Genomic DNA, 20892 nt, shown 5'->3' with positions numbered 1-20892 from the left:
ACTCCTCTACATCAGGGCCTTGGGGTCACTGCCGCCCACGGCAGCGTGAAGCAGTGCGGTCAGTGCGGCCTCCGTGACCGGACGCGGATTGCCCTCCGGAATCTGCTGCTGGATGACCTCGACGGCAGGAGGCACGTCAGAGGCAGTGAATCCGTAGTCGGACAACCTCCGTGGAGCGGAGATCCGTTCCCTCAGGGCGGCAAGTCCCGCCGTCGCTCCGTCGGCCTCCAGAGCATGCGCGATCCTCGCTTCTGCGGTGGGGGCGTGCGGGGCGTTGAATGCCAGTACATAAGGCAGGACAACGGCGTGGGTCTGTGCATGCGGCAGATTGAACGTGCCCCCGAGCACGTGACAGATCTTGTGGTGGAGACCGGACCCGGCGGACGCGAAAGCGACTGCCGAAAGGTAGGCACCGTAGAGCATCCGGTCCCTCCCCGCGACTGACGCAGAGTCCTCGACGATCATCGGAAGCCCTTCACCGAGCACACGGATTCCTTCGGTCGCCATAGCAGCGTTAATCGGATCGGCCCGCGGCGCCCAGAGCGAATCCACGCAGTGAGCCAGGCCGTTGAGGCCGGATGCCACCGACATCTCCGTGGGAAGCGACATCGTAAGACGCGCGTCGTAGATCACCGTCACTGGGAGTACGGAGTCAGATACACCGGTTGTCTTGCGATTGCTCTCAGTCAGTCCCCATACGTTCGTGGCCTCAGATCCCGCATAGGTGGTCGGGACCGCGATTACAGGGTGCCCTTCCGTCAGAGCCACGGATTTTGCCAGCCCCGTCGTAGACCCACCGCCGACGCATACGAGCACGTCTACGTCGGCATCCCGTGCAGCGTCACGTGCTGCCTCTGCGGTCTCCACCGGCACATGCATGGCCACCTCGGTGTGCCATACCGACACATCGAGGTCTCCCACCACTTCCTGTGCAAGATGAAGTTCGCGCTCCGCGGCGATCACCATAATCCTCGAGGCACTCAAACGGGCGACCTCATCAGCAAGATGCGACCGGGCGCGCCCGTAGCCGAACAGTACCCGCTGCCCCAACGTCACGTGATTGAACGCGAGCGAGCTCTCGTTGTTCTCCGACATTCTGGTCTCCTTATGCCTGTGCATGTGGCCTCTACTGTGGTTGCCCACACCCGGAGTGACAACAGTTCAGTGACCCATCTTTAGTGGGTTCGGGGAATCCCCTACCCCTGGATGGGCACCTCGCTCAACGGGAAACTGATACGTACAGCAGTTCCACAAGGCTCATTGGGTTCATATGTGATGTTTCCCCCGTGACGTTGGACAATATGTTCACAGATCACCAGTCCGATACCTGAACCGTCACTCTTCGACGAGAAGGCGCCGGCGGCAAGCATGTCCGCCGGCTCCCGCGACATCCCTCTGCCCCAGTCGCGGACGACAACGGACGCCGTATTCCCGGCGACCTCCGTGGAGACGACCATGTACTTCTCGTTGGTCGTAGGCAGGCAGACCTCGTCGATGGCATTGACACAGATGTTGATGATGACCTGCCCGATCAACACGCTCTCGCCGACCATGGTCGGACGGTCACCGCACAGGTCAGCGATCACTTCCACACCCTTGTCTTCCGCACGCAGCCGCACGAAATAGAGGCTTTCCTCCACGACCTCGTTGAGGTCGACGACCGTACTGACGTTCTCAATACGCCGAACATACTTCTTTACCGAAGAGACGATGTCGGAGACCCGTCCCAGCTGGGAGCGTGCCTGATCCAACCCGTAATCAAGGTCCTGAACCTCACCGTGGTGCTGGGTCAGCCTGCGCCGAACCCCGTCAAGATAGTTCGTCGCTGCGGCGATCGGTTGCCCGAGATCGTGAGCGAGAATCATCGCCATATCCCCCATGGCGTTGTAACGACTCATGTACTGCAGGTTCTTCTCCTGGTATGCGTTACGCCGCTCCCACTCAACCTTACTGGAGATATCCCTGACCGTCAGCACGCGGATGCAGCTGCCGTCGAGGACGACATTGTCGAGGATTCCCGCCAGCCAGCGCACTTCCCCGGTGTCGCTGGAGACCTTCATACGGATCGTCACAGCTCCGTCGGGCTTGCTCATTTCCGCGACAATGAACATGTCGTCCAACGGTGTGTCGAGGTCGGCAAGTTCGTCGAGCCGCTTTCCGAGCATCTCCTCCACCGACGACCCCACGAGCTTCGCGGCGAAGGGTGACACGTCCTCCACCCGGTAGTGCCGGTCAAGCAGCATCATCCCGGATGACGTGTGAAGCATCAGCCGATCAAGGGAGTCTTCCACCCATTTGCTGGAATCCGGCACCACCTCCGCCTCACGTATCACACGGAACTCCACGAGGATGACATCCACGGACTCCGTAGACTCCTTGCCCTCGCCCCCGGTTCCAGGAAGGGTAACCAATGTGGCGACTGCGTCTGTCATGAACTCACCCCCGTCACGGTTCGCGTACTTCCAGAGCCTCTTGTTGCTTCCGTAAACCACCGCTGCCTGCAGCCACGCCGTGCCCATAGCACGTCGGTAGCGCGGATCCTGTGAGCTCATGTGATGCGCCTTCAGTGAACGCAGTTCCTCGACCGAGTAACCGAACTCCGTGCACGCTGTCCGGTTCGCCCAGAGGATGCTCTTCGACTTCGCGTCGTGGACCAGCCATCCATTAGATGAACTGTCAGCCAGAAGACGGAAGCTCTCTGCGTCAAATTCCATGATGACCAGTATAGGTGCGCGGAAAAACTGCTGGAAGTCCCGAAGAAGCTCCCATGAATAAAGGTTCCTGTACCTGGGGCACGGGATTTACCGATAGTCAGGAGCCTCGGCGAAAACATAACGTCGGAGGTGAATAATTCACAGAGACATCTGGAGGACTAGTGCTACTCGACCGAGTTCGATTCAACACCCAGGCTGCCCCTGCAGGCCCGGCACGCCAGGCTGCGTTCGATCACGCGCTGTCGGTGCTCCGTGACCGGAGAGACGAGTTCACACAACTCGGGCACGTACCCAAAGACTATGTCGACCTCCTCGTCAAGGCAGGCCTGTACCGGGCGTCGACCCCTGCGACGTTCGGCGGCGAACCCCAGCCTCCCGCCGAGTTCATGCGTCAGATCGAAGAACTTTCTGCGATCGATCCCTCCACCGGATGGGTCGCTAGTTTCGGTTCAGCCTTGACATATTTTTCCGCCCTACCATATGAAACTCAGGAAAATCTCTACGCAGAGAGCGTCGACATCGTTTTCGCCGGTGGCATGTTCCCGATGATTGAGGCAGAGAAAGTCGACGGCGGTTGGATCGCCAACGGGACCTGGTTCTTCGCCTCGGGGTGCAAAGGGGCCGACATCCTTGGAATCGGCCTGCGCGGTGGTCCGGAGACGGCCGGACGCCCGCTGACTGCACTCGTCCACCCCGAGGACGTCGAGATCGTCGAGAACTGGGACGTAGCAGGAATGAAGTCGACCGGTTCGCACAATGTCCGGGTTACTGACCTGTTCATCCCCGACGAACTTACCTTCATCCGCGGAGGAGCCCCGACGGTTGATGAGCCGCTCACCCGGTATCCGGCGCTCGCCTATGCGGCTCAGGTTCTGTCGGTGACGGCACTGGGAGCGGGTCGGGGCGCGCTCGACTTCGTCCGCGACACCGGTTCTGCGAACGCGTCGGTCACCGGTGGTCCTGCCAAGGGAAACCGTCCCGTCTACAAGCTCGGGCTCGCGCACGCCGAAGCGAACCTACGTTCCGCCCGGGCATTCTTCTACGAGACCACGGAAACTGTCTGGGATAAGGCAGTCACCGGTGACGAGATCACCGTTGAGGACCAGGCACTGCTACGGATCGCCGCATCGCACGCCGCCCAAGTAGGCCGGGAGGCGGCGATGGCCGCCTTCGACCTTGCCGGCACCGGAGCGATCTTCAACGGACATCCATTGCAGCGTTTCCTCCAGGACGGGCTCGTTCCCGCACAGCACGCGATGCTGCAGGAGAACACGTTCGAGGCCGGCGGAGCGCTACTCCTGGGGTTGGAAGCGACGATCCCCAGCTTCCCCTGACCATCTGTAGCTTTTACCGAGAAGAGAGATCATGACGGATACACAGCTGCGCACATTATTCTGCGTCGGAAACAACCAGAACTTCTTTGACCTACCGAAAGACGACATCGGCAAGGTCTGGATCGCTACCCAGACGTTCCTGACCCAGCTCCGTGACATGGACGGAGTGGACATCATCGGAACCTTCGACGACGACGCCCACATGGTCGGGCCGTCCACCGGCTGGCCCTGGACGTTCTACATCCTGGCAGATGTCCGAGACCAGCCGACAGTAAAGGATGCCTGCAACCTCCTGCGGACCGTGATGGTTGAGGAACACGCTCTGTGGCGCTACTTCACCATCGAGGCCCGCATGGGCAGGGAACTGACCATCCGCGATGACGTCGCACTCTGACGACGCCTGAGAGAGGACCTACCAATGACTATTCCCACACGGATCCCCAGCAGCTCGCACGGTAACTTCGCCGATCTCGTCGACGACGATCGGGTAGCCGGCCAGCTCTACACAGACCCCGAAATCTTCCGCGAGGAGATGAAGAGGATCTTCTACCGCACCTGGGTGTGGGTAGCCCACGAAAGTGAGATCCCTGAGTCCGGCTCCTTCAAGACCACCTGGGTGGGTGACCAACCGGTGATCGTCAACCGCGACCGCAAGGGAAACTTCAACACCTTACTCAACCGGTGCAGGCACCGGGGCGCGACTGTCTGTGATCAGCGGAGTGGCAAGGCCAACGGCTTCACCTGCCCTTACCACAACTGGTCGTATACCCATGACGGGCGTCTGCGTGGTATTCCCTACCCTGACGGATACGAGGGATTGATCGACAAGAAGGACTTCGGACTGCAGAAACTGCGTACGGAGAGTTACCTCGGGATGATCTTCGCCACCTTCAATGACGATGTCGAACCCCTCGAGGAGCATCTCGGGGACGCCAAGATCTGGATGGACCGTTTTTTCAAACAGACCAACGGCTTCCCCTGCAAGGTCATCGGCACCCACAAGTTCCGGTTCAAGGGAAACTGGAAGATCCAGCTCGAGAACACGACAGACGGCTACCACTTTCCGATGGTCCACAAGTCGTGGATGGCCTCGGTCGACTCCGAGACGGCCGACATGATGTCTTTCATGGATGACCCGGCTGCGGAAACCCATGCCCTCGGCCACGGTCACAGTGTAAGCATCATGGCCACCGCTCACATGGACCTCGACGAGGACGATGGGACCGAGGAGATCCAGCCCCGGTTCAACCACATCGTCAAGGAACTCGAAGAATCCGGAGAAAGCCCCGAGCGAATCCGTCGCTATATGCGTTCAATGCACGGCTGTGGTTTCAACCTGAACATGTTTCCCAATATCGCCATGTCATCGGCTTTCTTCCGGGTACTTATTCCCATTTCCGTCAATGAAACTGAAATCTGGCACATGGCTCTGGGCATGGACGGGGGCCCGGAATCAGTCAACCGCGAACGTCTCCGAATCCACGAACACTTCCAGGGTCCTTTCGGGTTCGGCAGTCCGGACGACTCGGAGGGATGGGACCGCGTCCAGATCGGGGCAGGTGGCAACCCGTCGATGCCGATCATGATCAATCGTGGGCTCGGTCGCGAGTACACCACCGACAACGAGAACTGGCCGACCTCACATGTCACCGACGAAACGGGCATGCGTGAGGCGTACTACATGTGGAAGAGGATGATGAGCAATGACGACGCATACAACCCAGACGTCTGACACCGTGGTGCGTCCGGTGTCCCCCTTTCTCTCTGACGTCCTTGTCCAGAGGGCAATCGAGCTGATCTGGTACGAAGCGGCACTTCTCGACCGTAAGGACTACCCCACCTGGGAGAAGCTGTTCAGCGACGACGGGTACTACATCGTTCCCGTCGACCCCGAGACGGAGGACTTCGAGAACTCGCTGAACATGATCTACGACGACGCCCGCCTGCGGAACCTTCGCGTCGAGCGACTTATCCAGGGGTTCTCACCCAGCGCTGTCGCGGCGGCGACCACGGTGCGCACGGTTTCCCGGTTCGAGGTCCTGGAGGTATCAGACAGTGACGTCGTGATTCGTTCGGCGCAGATCATCACCGCACACAAACGAAATGACACCCGGAACCTGGGCGCCGAGCTGACCCACCGGATCCGGCTGGCCTCCGACGGTCGCAACGGTACCGATCTCATTGTCCAGAAGGTCGCCCGTCTCATCGACAGCCAGGACGCCATCGGCGCCGCCGGCTTCCTGATCTAGAAAGGCTCTGACAGACATGACCGATAATGCACCACGCACCCGCCCCGGAGTAGCACTGGTAACCGGTGCCGCCGGCGGGCTCGGCAGCTTCATCACACGTCGCCTCCACGCCGACGGGCACAAAGTGGTCGTCACCGGACGCAATATGGAGAAAACGACGGCACTCGCCAACGAGCTCTCGCCGGACGGTTCCTCCGCGCTCGCGGTCGAGCTCGATGTCTCCCGCAAGGAGGGGTTCACCAACGCTCTCGACCGGGTCACCGATGTCTGGGGAACTCCGACGATTCTCGTCAACAATGCGGCGGTCACCCGCGCCGCCGACGTGTTTGAACTGGACACCGACGAGTTCGACGAAGTGCTCACGACGAACGCCAACAGCATCTTCTTCGGCTGTCAGGTGTTCGGCCCTGCCATGGCAGAACACGGCTACGGGCGCATCGTCAATCAGGCGTCCCTCGCCGGCCAGAACGGTGGGACCGCGACCGGAGCGCATTACGCGGCTTCCAAAGGAGCCATCCTGACGACGACGAAGATCTTCGCCAAGGAACTCGCTGCATCAGGGGTCACCGTCAATGCCATCTCCCCCGGTCCCCACGACGTCTCAATCGTTCACGACACCGTGGGCCACAAGATGGATCAGATCGTCGAGGGGATTCCTGTTCACCGACTGGGCAACCCCGAATTCATCGCGGACACCGTGTCACTGCTGACGCAGCCGAACGCCTACTTCGTCACCGGCGCCTGCTGGGACATCAACGGAGGCCTGTACCTCCGGTAAGGCTCCTCCGTTTCACCGCACAATCACGACAGGGAAGAACAATGGGACTCAAGGAAGTCGTCGTGGCGGACATCGTCCACGAGACACCGACCATCATCTCCATCTACCTGAGCATGCCTGACGGTACACCGATAGGGCACTACACCCCGGGGGCACACATCGATGTCGAGGGGCCAACGGCCATCACGAGACAGTACTCGCTGTGCGGTCGTCCGGACGGCGACGACGCCTACGTGGTCGCGGTGAAACGCGAGGAAGACTCCCGGGGTGGATCAGCCGCGCTGCACACACTGAAGGTCGGCGACCGGCTCAAGATCTCTGAACCCCGGAACCTCATCGGTATGGCTGAGGATGCGTCCCACCACATCCTCATCGCCGGAGGAATCGGTATCACCCCCATGCACAGCCTGGCCCGGTATATGGATGTCCGTGACATCAGCTTCGAACTCCACTACTTCGCATCCTCAGAGGAAGACGCGGCGTTTCTCCCGATCCTCCAGGAGAAGTGTCCTGAGAAGCTTCACTCCCACCTGGGAATCACCAGAGACGATCAGACCGAGATCCTAGAAAGGCTGCGCGATGAGGCTCCCGTCGGGAGCCACGTCTATCTGTGCGGACCCCAGGGATTCATGGACAAGGTCACCGAAATCATCTCTGAGAGGTTCGGCGACAACGAGATTCACTTTGAGAACTTCCATGCCGGCGAGCAAGTGGATGCGTCAGAGAACACGGCATTCGTCGTGGAACTCGAGGGTGAGGAATTCGACATACCCGCGGACCGGAGCATCGTGGACGTGCTCAACGAGAGTGGCGCAGAAATCGACACTTCCTGCCGGGAGGGGATCTGCGGTACCTGCATCATGGAGGTACTCGAAGGGATCCCCGATCACCGGGACAACGTCCTGACGGCGGCGGAACGGGAGGCGAATGAGACCATGGCGGTGTGTATATCCCGGTCGAAGTCGCCGAAGCTTGTCCTCGACTACTTCTGATGCCATCGCGCTTCGCCTGGCACGAAGACGGCCCCGTGGTTCCAACCACGGGGCCGTCGCACATGCTACGGACGAGTCAGAGCGGAGTGCCGTAACGCAGAATGTCCCGGACGAAGGTGCCGATGCTGTCGGCGCCGGTCTTCATCTTGATACGGGTCCGGTGGACATCGACGGTCTTGACACTCATGCCCAGGCGCCTGCCGATCGACTTGCTCGGTAGCCCTTCCACGACCATGGCGAGGACCTCACGTTCCCGGGGGGTGAGCATCTCGACCTTGCTGGAGACGTCCGCCATACTCCTGTAACGGTCGAAATTCGTCTGTGCGTTCTCCACTCCCAGTTGTACGGCGTCGAGGAGCTTCTGTGGATCATAGGGCTTCTCCAGGAAATCCTGGGCGCCGGCCTTGATCGTGTCGACCGACATACGGATGTCGCCGTGTGCGGATACAAAAATGATCGATACATAGGGAGCGATGTCGGCCAGTTTCTCCTGGAGACGGGGGCCACTCATTTCCGGCATCCGGACGTCGAGGACGATACACGCCGGACGGGTCCTGTCGAACCGTCCGAGGAACTCCGCCGCACTGTGGCACACGACGCTGTCTATACAGGCACTGTCCAGCAGCCAGGCAACGGAGTCACAGAGACCGGGATCATCGTCGACGATGTAGACGACCGGCGCAGTTTCCATCAGTCCCACGCGGCCTCTGCGGTCCAGTAATGCATGCCGAAGTCACTGACGTGGTGTTCCCAAGGCGTGGTACGGATGAGGTCAGGTTCCTCCTGTCGGACGGACACGTCCGCAGCTTCCGGGCCGTCCGCTTCCACGGTCCAGTGAACCCAGTTGACCTCACGGCCGAGTTCGTCGTGCACAAACAGGTCAACATGGTGCCAGCCGTAGGTGAACTTGTCTCCGTAGCAGGTGAGGAACATCCGGTGGTGGTTGATCGGGCGGGGGCGGATCAACGTATCTGATGCGGTTACCATTTCATCTCCTTGAGAGTAGGGATTCCGTCGGCCGGGCCGAACGAGGGTAGGTCACGCAGTAGGGGTTCCAGAGAAGCCCCGAGTCTCAGAAGCAGTGACTCGCTCCCTTTGGGGCCGATGACCTGAATACCGAGTGGCATTCCCGTGGTGGTGCGCGCACCGGGGACCGTGAGCACGGGAAGCCCGAGCAACTGCCACGGCCGACTGAGCTCCGGCGAGCCAGTCCCGGTAGTCATCAACGGCGCCGGCCCCTTGGCCGCTGGTCCGATAATGAGACCTGTTGGTCCAAGACAACGTGTCAGCGCCGTCAGCGACACATCCCGTCGGAACAGGGCTTCACTGACATCCTGCTCCTCGACCATGTCACCGTCGTCGAACAGCTGCCGGAGTTGGGAGCTCACCGCGCCTCTCTCCGGTCCCAACCGCTGGCCCAGTCCACCGGCAGCCTCATAGGCCATGACCGTTCGGTGGTCGTCGACCAGTGTTCGAATATGGTCGTCCCAGTCCAGCGGGGACGACTCGACCCCCAGTTCATCGAGTAACCGGGGGAGTGCCCGGAGGAGCTGCATCATGGTGCTGTCCAGGTTCAGCATCCCGGACCCTTCCCAGAGGAGAGCGGAGGTGGCGGAGACCACGTCGCCATGATCCACCGGATCATCCGCCGAACCATCGAAGAACGCATTGTGGACAAATGCGAGGTCCTCGACGGAACGAGCGAGGAAACCGAGAGAATCCAACGTATCGCTCAGCCCGGTGACGCCGGCCAGGGACGTCGCCCCGTGGGTAAGGACCATGCCAGCAACTCCGCAGAAGGACGCCGGGCGGGTCAGAGACCCGGCTGTCTGCGTGCCGAGGGCGAACGGGATCGTGCCGGCCCCGACAGCGGCAGCCGACCCGCTCGACGACCCGCCCGGAGTCGCCTGATCATTGAATGGATTGGTCGTCGGGCCTGGTGAAAAGTAGCCGTATTCGGTAGTCACGGTCTTGCCTTGGACCACCGCTCCCAGTTCCCGCAGACGCGCGACGCACGCAGCGTCACGGTCTTTCGGAGCCGCGTCGGACGTCGGCGAGCCGCACCGTGTGGGGTGCCCCCGCACATCAATGATGTCTTTGACGCCTATAGACAGTCCTGCCAACGGTCCTTCTACAGGAACGGCGTCGCGCTCATCAAGGTCTGTGAGTTCCACCCATGCCTTCAGGCGCGGCTCGTACCTCGTGATCTCTCGGCGGTGTTGAACTGCGCTGTCGTAGGCGGAAACACTGCCATCGCGGATGTCTCCCACACGGTGCTCCACCGACTGCGTCCGGTGTGCGAGCGTCATGCTGATTTCCTTCCTTCGAAGACCTGTCTCCGTGACCGCGCCACCCGTCGGGAACATCATGTGATGTCAATCACTCACGGATCTTGTAGGTCCCAAGATTATTACACCCCACTACCGTCTGCCTACTTTTGCGAGGTAAAGGTAACCCCCATGAAACAACAAAGGATACCCTTTCCTTATTCATCTGCCAGCCTACGACTGTCGTGTTCGTTCACTACATGTCCACGTTCACCTCCGACTATCTAAAGGTTTCCCGCGTAGTGCAGTAAGCAGCCCTGCCCTACTTTTGGGTCGTAACCGGAAAACAACTCTCCGCGGACTCCGCCACAGGACTGAGTACCGAGGAAAAGGAGTAACCGATATGAGTGACCACCCTCTCTCCACGCAATTCGACCCCCGAACTTTCAGGAATGCCATGGGCCACTATCCCACAGGCGTCGCCGTTGTTACCGGACGAGCACCGGACGGAGAACTTCTCGCGATGGTCGTCGGGACATTCTCATCAGTATCCCTGGACCCCCCGCTCGTCTCATTCATGCCCATGAAAACATCGAAGACATTCAAGAAAATGCAGGAATGCTCATCACTATGTATAAACATATTCGGCGGGGAACAAGAATCCGAAATGCTGTCCATCGCTCAACGATGGCAAAATAAACTCGACGGTATCGACTGGTACCCCTCTCCTGCAGGGGATCCGATTCTGCGAAACTCTATCGCCTGGATTGATACGACAATCTCCGAGACAATCGAGGCCGGAGACCACTGGATCGTACTATGCCGCGTGCATGACCTGGAAGTCACCAATCCTGTGGCACCACTCCTATTCTTTCAGGGAGGATACGGGAGTTTCGTCGGTTCCACCATGATGGGGAGACTCCGACACGACTCGCTTCCCGCCATTCACGCTGCACACAGTGCGGACAGCGACCTGGAGGAGCTCGCCGAGTCGATCGGCTGTGAAGTCATCGTGTACGCCGCATTAAGCGAGGATGAGTTCGCCACGGTCTATTCGGCGCTGGGCCCCGGGGTCTCACCGGAGCACCGGTTCGCGAGTCGGGTTCCGATTGTGCCGCCAATCGGCGACACCTACTTGTTCGACAAACCCCAGGAGGTTCGCGACAGGTGGCTCGCTAAGCTCGGGAACCCGCCTGACGAGGTACGGAGGAATCACTGCCGCCGTCTCGAGATGCTCAACGACAAGGGATACGTGATCTCCCACCTGCCGGAAGAAGGCAGTGCCGCGTATGAGCAGATGATCGAGGCGACGAAAGAGTACCTGAAAGGTCCCCTGACCCCCTTCGCTGAAAGAACCATACGCGAACTGATAGGGAGCACCACCGTGGACTACACCCACAGAGAGATCGCCGCCGGGGAGCGGTACAACATCGGTTCCATAGTCTTTCCGGTCCGTGACCCGGCTGGTGAACACACGATGACCCTTCGCCTGGCTCAGCTTCCCCAGGGCGTCGACGGAGCGGCCGTCACCGACTGGATAGCACTGGCACAGGCAGTTGTCGATCGTATCGAGAACGACTGAGTTCCAGTCTTTTCACAAACCCCACAGCAAGAACTCACGCAAGGAGCCCTCATGCAGCAAGACACCAACTCAATCATCGAAAAACTCGCCGCCCGGATTGACGTCCTGGAGGCCGAAGCCGACATCCGTCGCGTACAGGCACGCTATATGATGCTGTGCGACACCCCGTGTCCCATCTACCCCACCGTAAGCGACCAGGAACGTATCGAACTCGTCCTCGACCTCTACACCGAGGATGCCGTGTGGGAAGGGGTCGGTGAGTACTACACCGGCCAGTTTGGGCGAGCAGAGGGGAAAGATGCGATCAGGGCACATTTCAACCGATTCTGGCCGGAGAACCAGGATCCCAAGCTCATCCTCAACGCGCACTATCTGACCTCGGAGCAGATTTTTGTCGATGGCGATGAGGCCGAAGGCGCCTGGATACACATGCAACCATGGCTGTTCTCTGACGGTCATGCTCTCCTTCGATCCAGCCGGCTCAACAACGCCTTCCGTAAAGAGGACGGTACATGGAAAGTAACGAGGACCCGTACGGAGAATGTATTCATCTCGGATCTTCCCGATAATTTCGCGGAAAGCTACCCTTCACAGTCCGTCCTCTTCAAATAGATAGACGCCACTCTTTCAGGAGGGCTATAAAATTTCAGTCCTCCTTTGCTCACTAGGAAAGACTCCCACGTCGCGGCGTAACTACCGACAGGTGGCATAACCCGCACCACGGACACCGATGACACCACTGCAGGAGGCAGGATGCTCGGCATACTCAGAAAAAGGCTGTTGGCGATTCTTCTCGTTCCCTTTCTCGTGGCAGGCTGTTCCTCCGCCGCCGACGAGAACAACGACGACGTGACAATCACGCTCGCCAGCGGTTTCGCGAAGAACCATTCGAACAATGAGGGCGTCTTCATGTTCATTGACCGTCTGAAAGAAACCGCCCCCTGGATCACCGTGGACTTTAAAGGCGGACCGGAGGTCATGGCTCCAAACCTCCTCATCGAGGGAGTCTCCGCAGGAGTCTTCGACATGGGGATCATGCCCGGGGACTACTACGTTGACCAGGTCCCGGCGATGGAGCTTGCTCGATTTACCCCGTTCACACCCATGGAGGAGAGAGAGAACGGGGTAGTGGAGATCTACGACGAGATCCACCGCGAGCAGCTTGGCGTCACCTATCTCGGACGCGCAGTTGCCGGCATGCCGCAGGTGATCTTGAGCAGGGACAACATCGACGGGCTGGACCTCCGAGGAGGATCGTACCGGACCTCGTCAGCGACCTCCGGGATGGTCAGTCGCATGAATGGTGTCCCCGTGGACCTACCGGGCGGCGAAGTTTACACAGCGCTGGAACGCAACGTCGTCTCAGGTGCCACCTGGGCTTCTGTGGGCCCCTCGAGCCTTGGTCTCGAAGGAGTCGTCAACCATGATCTCGCACCCCGGTTCTACGAATCGGTAGCCAACCTCCTGATGAACGAACGAGCCTGGGACCGCCTGGATACCCGGACCCAACACGCGTTGACCGACACCCTCGCAGACACCGAACCCGACATCTTCGCCCACTACCTTGACCGAACGGTCGAAGAGACCCAGCAATGGCACGACGCGGGGGTTCAGGAGACACGTCTGAACGAGGAGGACTCTGAAGCGCTGCTCAAACTCGCGTATGTCGACGGCTGGGAGGATCTCGACTGGGATCGCATCCTCACCACGTCCCCGGCCGCCGCGGATCTACGGGATGCCTACGATGTTCCGCTCGAAGGGCGTGGCTACGACCGCGTCCCCGGAGGGGCGTTCGTGTCAGACACCGAAGAGCTCCAGGAGGACATGCAATGAGTTCGACAACTTCCCACACCGGCGGCGGGATTTCCCCAGCCAACAGCGCCGAGGAAGCGCTCGAGGCACTGCCCGACACCGTCAACGACACCACCGATATATCCGCCCGGACATGGTTGCCGGAGCGACTCCTCGAATACCTCGGCGCCGTCGTGATTCTGGTGCTCGCTGTATTCATTGCCGTCACCGTGGTCATGCGGTTCACCGGTCACGGAGTTCTCGGTGCCGTAGAGTTGTCAGCCTTGGCGATGGTGCTGATCACCGTCCTCGTCATCCCTGCCGCGACGGCCGCCGACGACAACTTCAAGGTCGAGATCCTCGACATGTTCAACCGGCCGACGCTGGTCGTCATCGGTCAACTTATCGGCGCGGTTGTGCAGCTCATCGTGGCACTGTTCCTGACGTTCAGCGCGCTGGAACTCCTCATCAATGACTGGACCACCAAAACAACCATGGCGGGCGAGCTGGCACTCCACCGGTACTGGCTGTCGCTGGCTGTGTTCGTGGGATTCGCAGTCATGCTGCACGCCACCGTCTTCTACCTCATCCGATCGATCAGGACCACCCGGGCACGGGTGCGGAAGCCCACCGATCAACCCGCCGCACCGAAACGAGAGGAGGGGTAGATCATGGAATGGTACATCTTTCTCCCCGTCTACATCCTGGCTCTGATCCTCGTTCTTTTCCTTCGCATTCCCGTCGCCTTCGGCATCTTCGCCGTCGGGATCGTCTCATCGCTACTGATCTTCGGTGACATCGAAGTCACTTCGCGCCTGCTCAGCCTGAGCGTGATCAGCTCGGTCAACAGTTTCACTTTCACCGCGATCCCCCTGTTCATCCTCATGGGGGACGTGCTGTTCCGCTCCCACATCGCCCAGGACGCCATCGTGGAGATCGCGAAGCTCCTTCGCCGAGTTCCTGGCCGACTCCCCATGGTCGCCGTCGCTGGTGGCAGCGCCTTCGGCATACTGTCTGGCTCCTCGCTGGCGAACACAGCTCTGCTCAGTCGAACTCTTCTACCGCAGATGAAGGCAGCAGGATACGACACACGACTTTCCGCCGGATCAATTCTCGCCGCTGGTGGGCTTGCGATGGTGTTCCCCCCGAGCGCGCTCGCCATCCTCTGGGGCGGCGTCGCCAATGTCTCCATCGGCCCGCTCCTTATCGCAGGAATCGTACCCGGAATCCTCATGGCACTGGGTTATGTGGCCATCGTCTTGTGGAAAAGCCGGAAAGCTGCTGTCGGTAACGCCTCCCCGGATGCCGAACAGAATCTGCCCCCGCGCCGTTCCGCTACCGAAATTCTCCGAGGTTTTCTCAACAATCTCCTCCTGCCGGGCATCATCGCAATCGCAGTGCTCGTAGTGATATTCACTGGCATTGCGACTCCTACCGAGGCAGCAGCTTTCGGAGCACTCGCATCGATCATCCTCGCCTTCGCCACCGGACGGTTCTCTGTCAAGGAGCTCTTGGGTGCTGGAGTCGGAAGCATTCGCATCACGGGAACGATCTTCATCCTCGTCATGGCGTCAACCCTGTACTCGCAGATCATGGCCTACATGGGTGCCACCGCGGGTCTCGTCCAGTGGGTTTCCGGCAGTATCGCCAACGGAGCGCTGATGATCTTCCTTATCGTCGTACTCCTGGTGATTCTCTCGTGTTTCATTGATCAGGCATCGATCATGCTGATCACAGCCCCGTTGCTCATGCCGATCGTTACGCAGTTCGGATGGGACCCTGTGTGGTTCTCCATCATCGTTCTCGTCACCCTGCAGATCGGAAATATCTCTCCACCCTTTGGCATGGGCCTGTTCGTCATGAAGTCCACGGCCCCCTGGCTCCCTCTGTTCACGATATACCGGGCGGCCATCCCGTGGATCATCTCGGACCTGACCGTCGTTCTTATCCTCTGCCTGCTGCCGTGGTTGGTGACCTTCCTTCCACAGCTCATGGCGGGCTGATCGAATACCGTATTTTTCCGGTACAGAGTTGGTTTCTCCACGAAATATAGTGGGGTCACCTCTCCCACCCCCACCACACCACCAGACCAGGAGAACCACCATGGCACCACAACGACGAGTCGGATACCTCTGGGACACCCTCTACGGATGGGTGGACAGCGGAAGCGGCGGATTCGCACCCGCCGACCCGTCCCTCGGACTACAGCCCATCAGTCACCACATCGCCCATGCAGACACCAAGCGGAGGTTCCATGAGGCTGTCCAGGTTTCACCGCTGGTCGACGTCCTGTCGCCGCTGAAAGCCGGCCTGGCCCAGGAAGACGACCTCCTCAGGGTCCACACCACTGAACACGTGGAGTGGATCCGCTCCCAATCGAAAAACACGAAGGGAGGCGACGCCGGCGACGGCGCGAGCCCACTCGGTAAAGGTGGGTACGACATCGCCTGCCGGGCATCAGGCGGCGCCATCGAAGCCGTGCGCGCTGTAGTGAACGGTGACGTCGACACTGCCTACGCACTCATCAACCCACCCGGACACCATGCCGAGCGGGCGCGGGGAATGGGCTTCTGCCTGTTCAACAACGTCTCCGTCGCTACCGCATATGCACGGGACGTCCTCGGGCTCTCGCGCGTGGCGATCGTCGACTGGGACGTCCACCACGGCAACGGAACACAGGACATCTGGTGGGAGGACCCCAGCGTCCTCACGATCTCATTGCACCAGGACCGATGCTTCCCACCGGAATCAGGCTTCCGGGAGGACAACGGAGCGGGCGCCGGAGCCGGGGCAGCCCTCAACATCCCCCTCCCTCCGGGCAGCGGCAATGCCGTCTACGAGCGCGCCATGCGCGATGTCGTCGTCCCCGCACTCGACACGTTCCAGCCCGAACTCATCATCGTCGCCAGCGGATTCGATGCTTCGGCAATGGACCCCCTCGCACGGCAGATGGTCACGCAGCGGGGTTTCAAGACGCTGACCCGCCTGCTCCTCGAGGCGGCTGACACGCTGTGTCAGGGCCACGTTGTCTTTATTCAGGAAGGTGGTTACAGCCCCTACTATGTCCCTGTATGCGGCCTCGGGGTCCTCGAAATCCTCACAGGAGTCGACACAGGATTCGGAGACCCGTACTCCCCTGTCCTGGATCCCCAGGGCGTCGATGATCTGTACGAACACCAACGCATCGAGGTCGCGGAGGCCCAGAAGCTGGTGAAGAACGTTCCCCGCCCCTGACTTCCGCTTACCCTGAACCCCCTCGGATGATCTGGCCGAGGGGTGCCTTGTCTGGATGGGGTATGTACAGTCCCGCCCCAAGAGCGATGACCACGGCCTCGAGCCTGCTTGCTGCTCCCAGTTTCTGTCGGAGCGACCCCAGGTACGACTGCACGGTCCGGCGACTCAGATGAAGTCGTGACGCAATCTCCGCGTCGGCAGCTCCACAACACAAGGCGCTGAGCACCTGCAGCTCTTGTCGTGTGAGCCCGCACATCGTCGCAGCGTCGACTGGCTTCGCCACTATCCTCCCCGGCTGCGCCACATCAACGATGACAAATGATCCATCGACCTCCCACAGGTGTCCGATGAATGCGAGAGGGCTCCGGCAGAAGTCGCGGAGGTGCCTCACGAAATCCGGATCCGCCAGCAAGCGCTGTTCAGTATCCAGACGGCCGTCTCCACGCCAGGGCTCGTCGCTTCCGGGAAACATCGCGACAACGCTTCCGAACAGTCCAGACACCGCGAGTGCCGCTTGTCGGGGCGCACCCTCAAAAGCTCGCGTCGTCCTGCTGGAGAAATGCGCCATCCCCACAGGGCCCTCGTCATGGTAGAGGACCAGGGACATCCCGTCTTCGAAACCTTCCTTGGCAAGATGCTCCCGGAACAGCCTGGACGACGTGAAGTCCCCTCCCACGCCGGAGGTGGAGATCGTCGGAGGAAGTGGCGCATCATCGCTCACCTCGTATGTGAAGCGACGAGCGTCTTCCACGGGAAACATATGAGCCAATGCCCACGCTGTGTTTGCCGAGTAGCCTGTCCTACAGAGTTCCACGGGTTTCAGGCCGTGACCGATCCGCAGGATCTGCGCCGCGTCGTACGGGATAAGCGGACGGAGGAGGTGCAGGGACATGTCCAGGTCGGTGCGAAGTTTGTCCAGGTCGACCCTGCCTCCCCTGTCGACCCCGTCCCGGTCTCGTTCCACGGCCGCTCCCCTCGCTACATCTTCACGGTGCCGCCTCGGCGCCCACCGACCACGATACCCACGCACGTAGCGAGACAGACCGCCGCGAACACTGCGTACACACTGAACAACCTCGGTGCTCCTCCCCCGCCGAAGACAGCACCACCGACGACCGGGCCGAGGAACGAGCCCACGTATGCCATCGCATTGGTGATGGCGATGACGGTCCCGCGGAGCGGTGCTGCGACATGGTTGGTCGCTGCGGCGCTGATCAGGTTCTGGGTTGAATGACCACCGATCCCCAGCAACGCAACGAAGAGGGTTGCGGCTACCATCGCCGTCGGTCCTGTCATCAACCCGATCAGCCCGACCAGGGTCAACGCGGCGCACAACACAGCGATGCGGGCTGGTCCGACCCGGTCACCGGCAGTAGCGGTAAACCAGGACCCGATGACCGCCGCACCGGTGAGGACGAAGGTCAGAGTGAGCGCCTGCGTCAGTGTGAATCCGCTGCTCCGCATCGCCTCCGCAAGCCAAGCATTCAGCCCCAACCAAGTCACGAGGTTGGTGACGCTGGCGAGTGCCACGAAAATCACGAGGACCCGGGTGCTCGGGTGAAACAGTGCTGTGAGTCGGCGGTACGGCGCGAGCGTAGAACTCCGCACCTCATCAGGTTCCCGGATATGGCCTAGCAGTGACACGATCAGGATCACCAGTGTCAGGACAGCGCCGGCCCAGTAGTTGGACCGCCATCCCCAGTGGGGCATCAGGAAAATTCCGAACAATGACGCAAAGACACCGCCAACCGGGACACCGGCCGTTGTCAACGTGATCACCAGGCTCGCCCGGTTCGTTGTCGCATGGTTGCGCGCCAGTGTCATTGCCGAGGTAAAAGCTGCCCCGATGCCGATACCGGTCACCACGCGGGCAATCCCGATAACCGCGGCATTCGGTGCGACGGCGACAAGGACAGAGCCGAGGGCGAACACCCCTACTGCCACCGACATCAGTCGGTGACGCCCCCACCTATCTGCGAGCGGACCACTGACCAGAATACCTGTCAAGCCACCGGCGTAGACGACACCGCCGATGAGTCCAGTGGCCGCAGGATCGATGGCCAGACCTGGATCGTCCAGGAGAAGCGGGACGGTCACGCCGAAGGTGATCAGGTTGTACCCTTCCATCACCACAACAACCATGCAGAGCACGATCACCGCCTTGCTCGACAAGGGTTGCTTGACACCGTTAGTGTCTGTTCGCGAGGTAGTCACAGTGGTTCTCCGATCATGTTGGACGCGTACTCCGCGCTGCTTGTCGAATCGCGGATGATGAACTCAGCGGCGCGTTCTCCGATAAGGATCGCGGCTGCGTTGGTATTACCTGTCGTCACGAGGGGCATGACCGATGCATCTGCCACCCGGAGTCCTCCGAGACCGTGTACGGAGAGGCTGCTCGGATCGACGACAGAACCCCGGTCCAGCCCCATCCGGCATGTCCCCACCTGATGGTGGTAGGTACTGACATGTGACCGCACGTACTGTTCGAGGGCTGAGTCCTCATCCGGAACGCTTTCACCCGGGTAGACCTCATGCGCACCCCAGGGCGCCAAAGCATCCGTGCGTCCCATCAGCCGGCACTGTCGCACAGACGCAATGAGCGCACTGACGTCGGCACGGTTGTCGAGTGCTGAGAGATCAATCAGGAGTTCATCGGTCAGACCCGGCCCCGAGAGCCGCACTGACCCCCTGGCCTGTGGACGGACCAAGCCTGCCACCAGGGAGAATCCGTTCTCCGGTCCAGTCATGCCGTCGAGATACATCGGGATGGAGAAATGAATCGGCTGAGTGTCCGGCTCCGCAAGACCCGGTCTACTCCGCCAGAAATGGTGGGTCTCCGCAACACCTGTCATCGGTGCCGGGACTGGAGTCGACGTCGTGAAGACCACCGGGACCAGGAGGTGGTCCTGAAGGTTCCGTCCAACGCCGGGCAAGTCGAGCAGTGGTTCCACGCCCACAGAGATGAGCTCTTCTGAGGGTCCGATACCTGACCGCAGCAGGACTGCCGGTGATCCCAGCGCGCCGGCGGCCAGAATGGTCTCCGCGCCGTACAGGGTCTCCGTCGCGCCCTCACTGACATACTCGATCCCAATCACTGTCCCGCCCTCTATGATCAGGTGTTCCACCTCAGCGCCGGTGATGACCGTAAGGTTCTCGTGTCCTAGAACTGGTTCAAGATAGGCGTGCCAGGTGTTGAACCGTTTCCCGCCCCGGACGTTCAACTGCATCCTCGAGATACCGTCTGGGGCGCCGTCGTTATAGTCTTCATCCAGCGGAAGGCCTATCTCCACTCCCGCACGGAGGATGCTCTCCTGGATCGGGTTGACGTCGTACCCTTGGACCACATCCAGGAGGCCTTCTTTACCCCGCAGGTCTGAACCTGCGCCATCGAATTTCTCTATCCTCCGGAGAGTAGGGAGGACGTCGTCCCAACTCCACCCCGCACACCCCAGGTATGACCATGTGTCGTAGTCCGCCTTCGCCCCACGGCACCAGATCGTCCCGTTCAGTGCGTGCGACCCTCCGGTGACTTTGCCACGCGGCAGGTGTATTCGTCTCCCGTTACAGTGTTCCTGCGGGACCGTCTGAAAATCCCAGTCCTCAGGCCCGTGCCACAGTCTGACAGACGACCAGACGTCCGCGATCAACGGGTTTTCGTCGTATCCACCGGCCTCCACGAGGGTCACTGACTTACCGGCGTCAATGAGTCTGCGAGTGATAACGCTGCCCGCGGATCCTGCGCCGACGACGATGTATTCGGTTCTGTCCATGTTTTCCTGCGACTTCCATACTCTGCGCGACATGTGTATGACATGCGCCAGCCTTCTGTGATACACACCACAATCCTTGCGTTTAGAACAGTAATCCGTGGTCACGGCCTTGAATTGTCCGAGAGTGCTACCCAATTGGCCTGGAGTGACCACCTCCACTCCTCACCAACTGTCACAAGGC

The 20892-nt window shown here is 60.5% G+C and carries 20 protein-coding genes; 12 read left to right on the top strand and 8 right to left on the bottom strand.

The genetic code is table 11. The annotated features are described in order from the left end of the window. Positions 1-6: 6 nt before the first annotated feature. Complete coding sequence (locus tag FS507_RS06170; protein ID WP_145941926.1) at positions 7-1095, bottom strand: maleylacetate reductase; 1089 nt, start codon at positions 1093-1095, stop codon at positions 7-9. Positions 1096-1196: 101 nt separating this feature from the next. After that, a complete protein-coding gene (locus tag FS507_RS06165; protein WP_145941925.1) occupies positions 1197-2714 on the bottom strand; it encodes an ATP-binding protein in 1518 nt (505 codons plus the stop codon). Between the two features lie 161 nt (positions 2715-2875). Here FS507_RS06165 and FS507_RS06160 point away from each other — a divergent pair, with 161 nt between their 5' ends. Genes FS507_RS06160 through FS507_RS06135 form a run of 6 tightly spaced genes read left to right on the top strand, consistent with a single transcriptional unit; the run spans position 2876 to position 8067 of the window. Further along, positions 2876-4048: a flavin-dependent monooxygenase gene (locus tag FS507_RS06160; RefSeq protein ID WP_145941924.1), complete on the top strand. Its 1173-nt coding sequence runs from the start codon at positions 2876-2878 to the stop codon at positions 4046-4048. A 31-nt stretch (positions 4049-4079) separates the two neighbouring features. Next, on the top strand, positions 4080-4442 hold the full coding sequence (locus FS507_RS06155) for a hypothetical protein (protein ID WP_145941923.1): 363 nt from the start codon (positions 4080-4082) through the stop codon (positions 4440-4442). 24 nt (positions 4443-4466) lie between these two features. Further along, on the top strand, positions 4467-5780 hold the full coding sequence (locus FS507_RS06150; protein WP_145941922.1) for an aromatic ring-hydroxylating oxygenase subunit alpha: 1314 nt from the start codon (positions 4467-4469) through the stop codon (positions 5778-5780). Next, complete coding sequence (locus tag FS507_RS06145; protein ID WP_145941921.1) at positions 5752-6297, top strand: aromatic-ring-hydroxylating dioxygenase subunit beta; 546 nt, start codon at positions 5752-5754, stop codon at positions 6295-6297. The genes FS507_RS06150 and FS507_RS06145 overlap by 29 nt, the downstream gene beginning before the upstream one ends. Before the next feature lie 16 nt (positions 6298-6313). After that, positions 6314-7075 (top strand): SDR family NAD(P)-dependent oxidoreductase, encoded by a 762-nt coding sequence (locus FS507_RS06140; RefSeq protein ID WP_145941920.1) that lies wholly within the window; start codon positions 6314-6316, stop codon positions 7073-7075. A 41-nt stretch (positions 7076-7116) separates the two neighbouring features. Continuing rightward, entirely contained in the window at positions 7117-8067 is a 951-nt protein-coding gene (locus FS507_RS06135; protein ID WP_145941919.1) for a PDR/VanB family oxidoreductase, read from the top strand. Between the two features lie 76 nt (positions 8068-8143). Here FS507_RS06135 and FS507_RS06130 read toward each other — a convergent pair whose 3' ends face one another. From FS507_RS06130 to FS507_RS06120, 3 genes are read right to left on the bottom strand one after another with little or no spacing between them, the layout of a single operon-like run. Next, the gene (locus FS507_RS06130; protein WP_145941918.1) at positions 8144-8758 is read right to left on the bottom strand and encodes a response regulator transcription factor; all 615 of its coding nucleotides are present in this window, start codon (positions 8756-8758) and stop codon (positions 8144-8146) included. After that, complete coding sequence (locus FS507_RS06125; RefSeq protein WP_145941917.1) at positions 8758-9054, bottom strand: hypothetical protein; 297 nt, start codon at positions 9052-9054, stop codon at positions 8758-8760. Before FS507_RS06125 ends, FS507_RS06130 begins: the two co-directional genes overlap by 1 nt. After that, positions 9048-10376, bottom strand: a complete 1329-nt coding sequence (locus FS507_RS06120; protein ID WP_145941916.1) for an amidase — start codon at positions 10374-10376, stop codon at positions 9048-9050. The genes FS507_RS06125 and FS507_RS06120 overlap by 7 nt, the downstream gene beginning before the upstream one ends. A gap of 361 nt (positions 10377-10737) precedes the next feature. Between FS507_RS06120 and FS507_RS06115 the strand changes: the two genes are divergently transcribed. The 6 genes from FS507_RS06115 (at position 10738) to FS507_RS06090 (ending at position 16941) form a co-directional block, all read left to right on the top strand. Beyond that, a complete protein-coding gene (locus FS507_RS06115) occupies positions 10738-11916 on the top strand; it encodes a flavin reductase family protein (protein WP_145941915.1) in 1179 nt (392 codons plus the stop codon). Between the two features lie 51 nt (positions 11917-11967). Further along, positions 11968-12528 carry a nuclear transport factor 2 family protein gene (locus tag FS507_RS06110; RefSeq protein WP_145941914.1) on the top strand — a complete coding sequence of 187 codons (561 nt, stop codon included), beginning with the start codon at positions 11968-11970 and terminating at the stop codon, positions 12526-12528. A 141-nt stretch (positions 12529-12669) separates the two neighbouring features. Beyond that, the gene (gene dctP, locus FS507_RS06105; protein WP_260853189.1) at positions 12670-13749 is read left to right on the top strand and encodes a TRAP transporter substrate-binding protein DctP; all 1080 of its coding nucleotides are present in this window, start codon (positions 12670-12672) and stop codon (positions 13747-13749) included. Then, complete coding sequence (locus tag FS507_RS06100; protein ID WP_145941913.1) at positions 13746-14375, top strand: TRAP transporter small permease subunit; 630 nt, start codon at positions 13746-13748, stop codon at positions 14373-14375. Before dctP ends, FS507_RS06100 begins: the two co-directional genes overlap by 4 nt. Positions 14376-14378: 3 nt before the next feature. Then, a complete protein-coding gene (locus FS507_RS06095; RefSeq protein ID WP_145941912.1) occupies positions 14379-15710 on the top strand; it encodes a TRAP transporter large permease in 1332 nt (443 codons plus the stop codon). A 100-nt stretch (positions 15711-15810) separates the two neighbouring features. Then, positions 15811-16941 carry a class II histone deacetylase gene (locus FS507_RS06090; protein ID WP_145941911.1) on the top strand — a complete coding sequence of 377 codons (1131 nt, stop codon included), beginning with the start codon at positions 15811-15813 and terminating at the stop codon, positions 16939-16941. Between the two features lie 7 nt (positions 16942-16948). Here FS507_RS06090 and FS507_RS06085 read toward each other — a convergent pair whose 3' ends face one another. Genes FS507_RS06085 through FS507_RS06075 form a run of 3 tightly spaced genes read right to left on the bottom strand, consistent with a single transcriptional unit; the run spans position 16949 to position 20711 of the window. Beyond that, positions 16949-17905: a helix-turn-helix transcriptional regulator gene (locus FS507_RS06085; protein WP_145941910.1), complete on the bottom strand. Its 957-nt coding sequence runs from the start codon at positions 17903-17905 to the stop codon at positions 16949-16951. Positions 17906-17919: 14 nt separating this feature from the next. Beyond that, positions 17920-19155, bottom strand: coding sequence for an MFS transporter (locus FS507_RS06080; RefSeq protein ID WP_145941909.1), 1236 nt, complete (start codon positions 19153-19155; stop codon positions 17920-17922). Continuing rightward, on the bottom strand, positions 19152-20711 hold the full coding sequence (locus tag FS507_RS06075) for a GMC family oxidoreductase (protein ID WP_145941908.1): 1560 nt from the start codon (positions 20709-20711) through the stop codon (positions 19152-19154). Before FS507_RS06075 ends, FS507_RS06080 begins: the two co-directional genes overlap by 4 nt. Positions 20712-20892: the final 181 nt, after the last annotated feature.

Source organism: Corynebacterium glyciniphilum AJ 3170, assembly GCF_007673095.1.
In the GTDB taxonomy this organism is placed as follows: domain Bacteria; phylum Actinomycetota; class Actinomycetes; order Mycobacteriales; family Mycobacteriaceae; genus Corynebacterium.
This window is presented reverse-complemented; position numbering and strand designations above follow the sequence as displayed.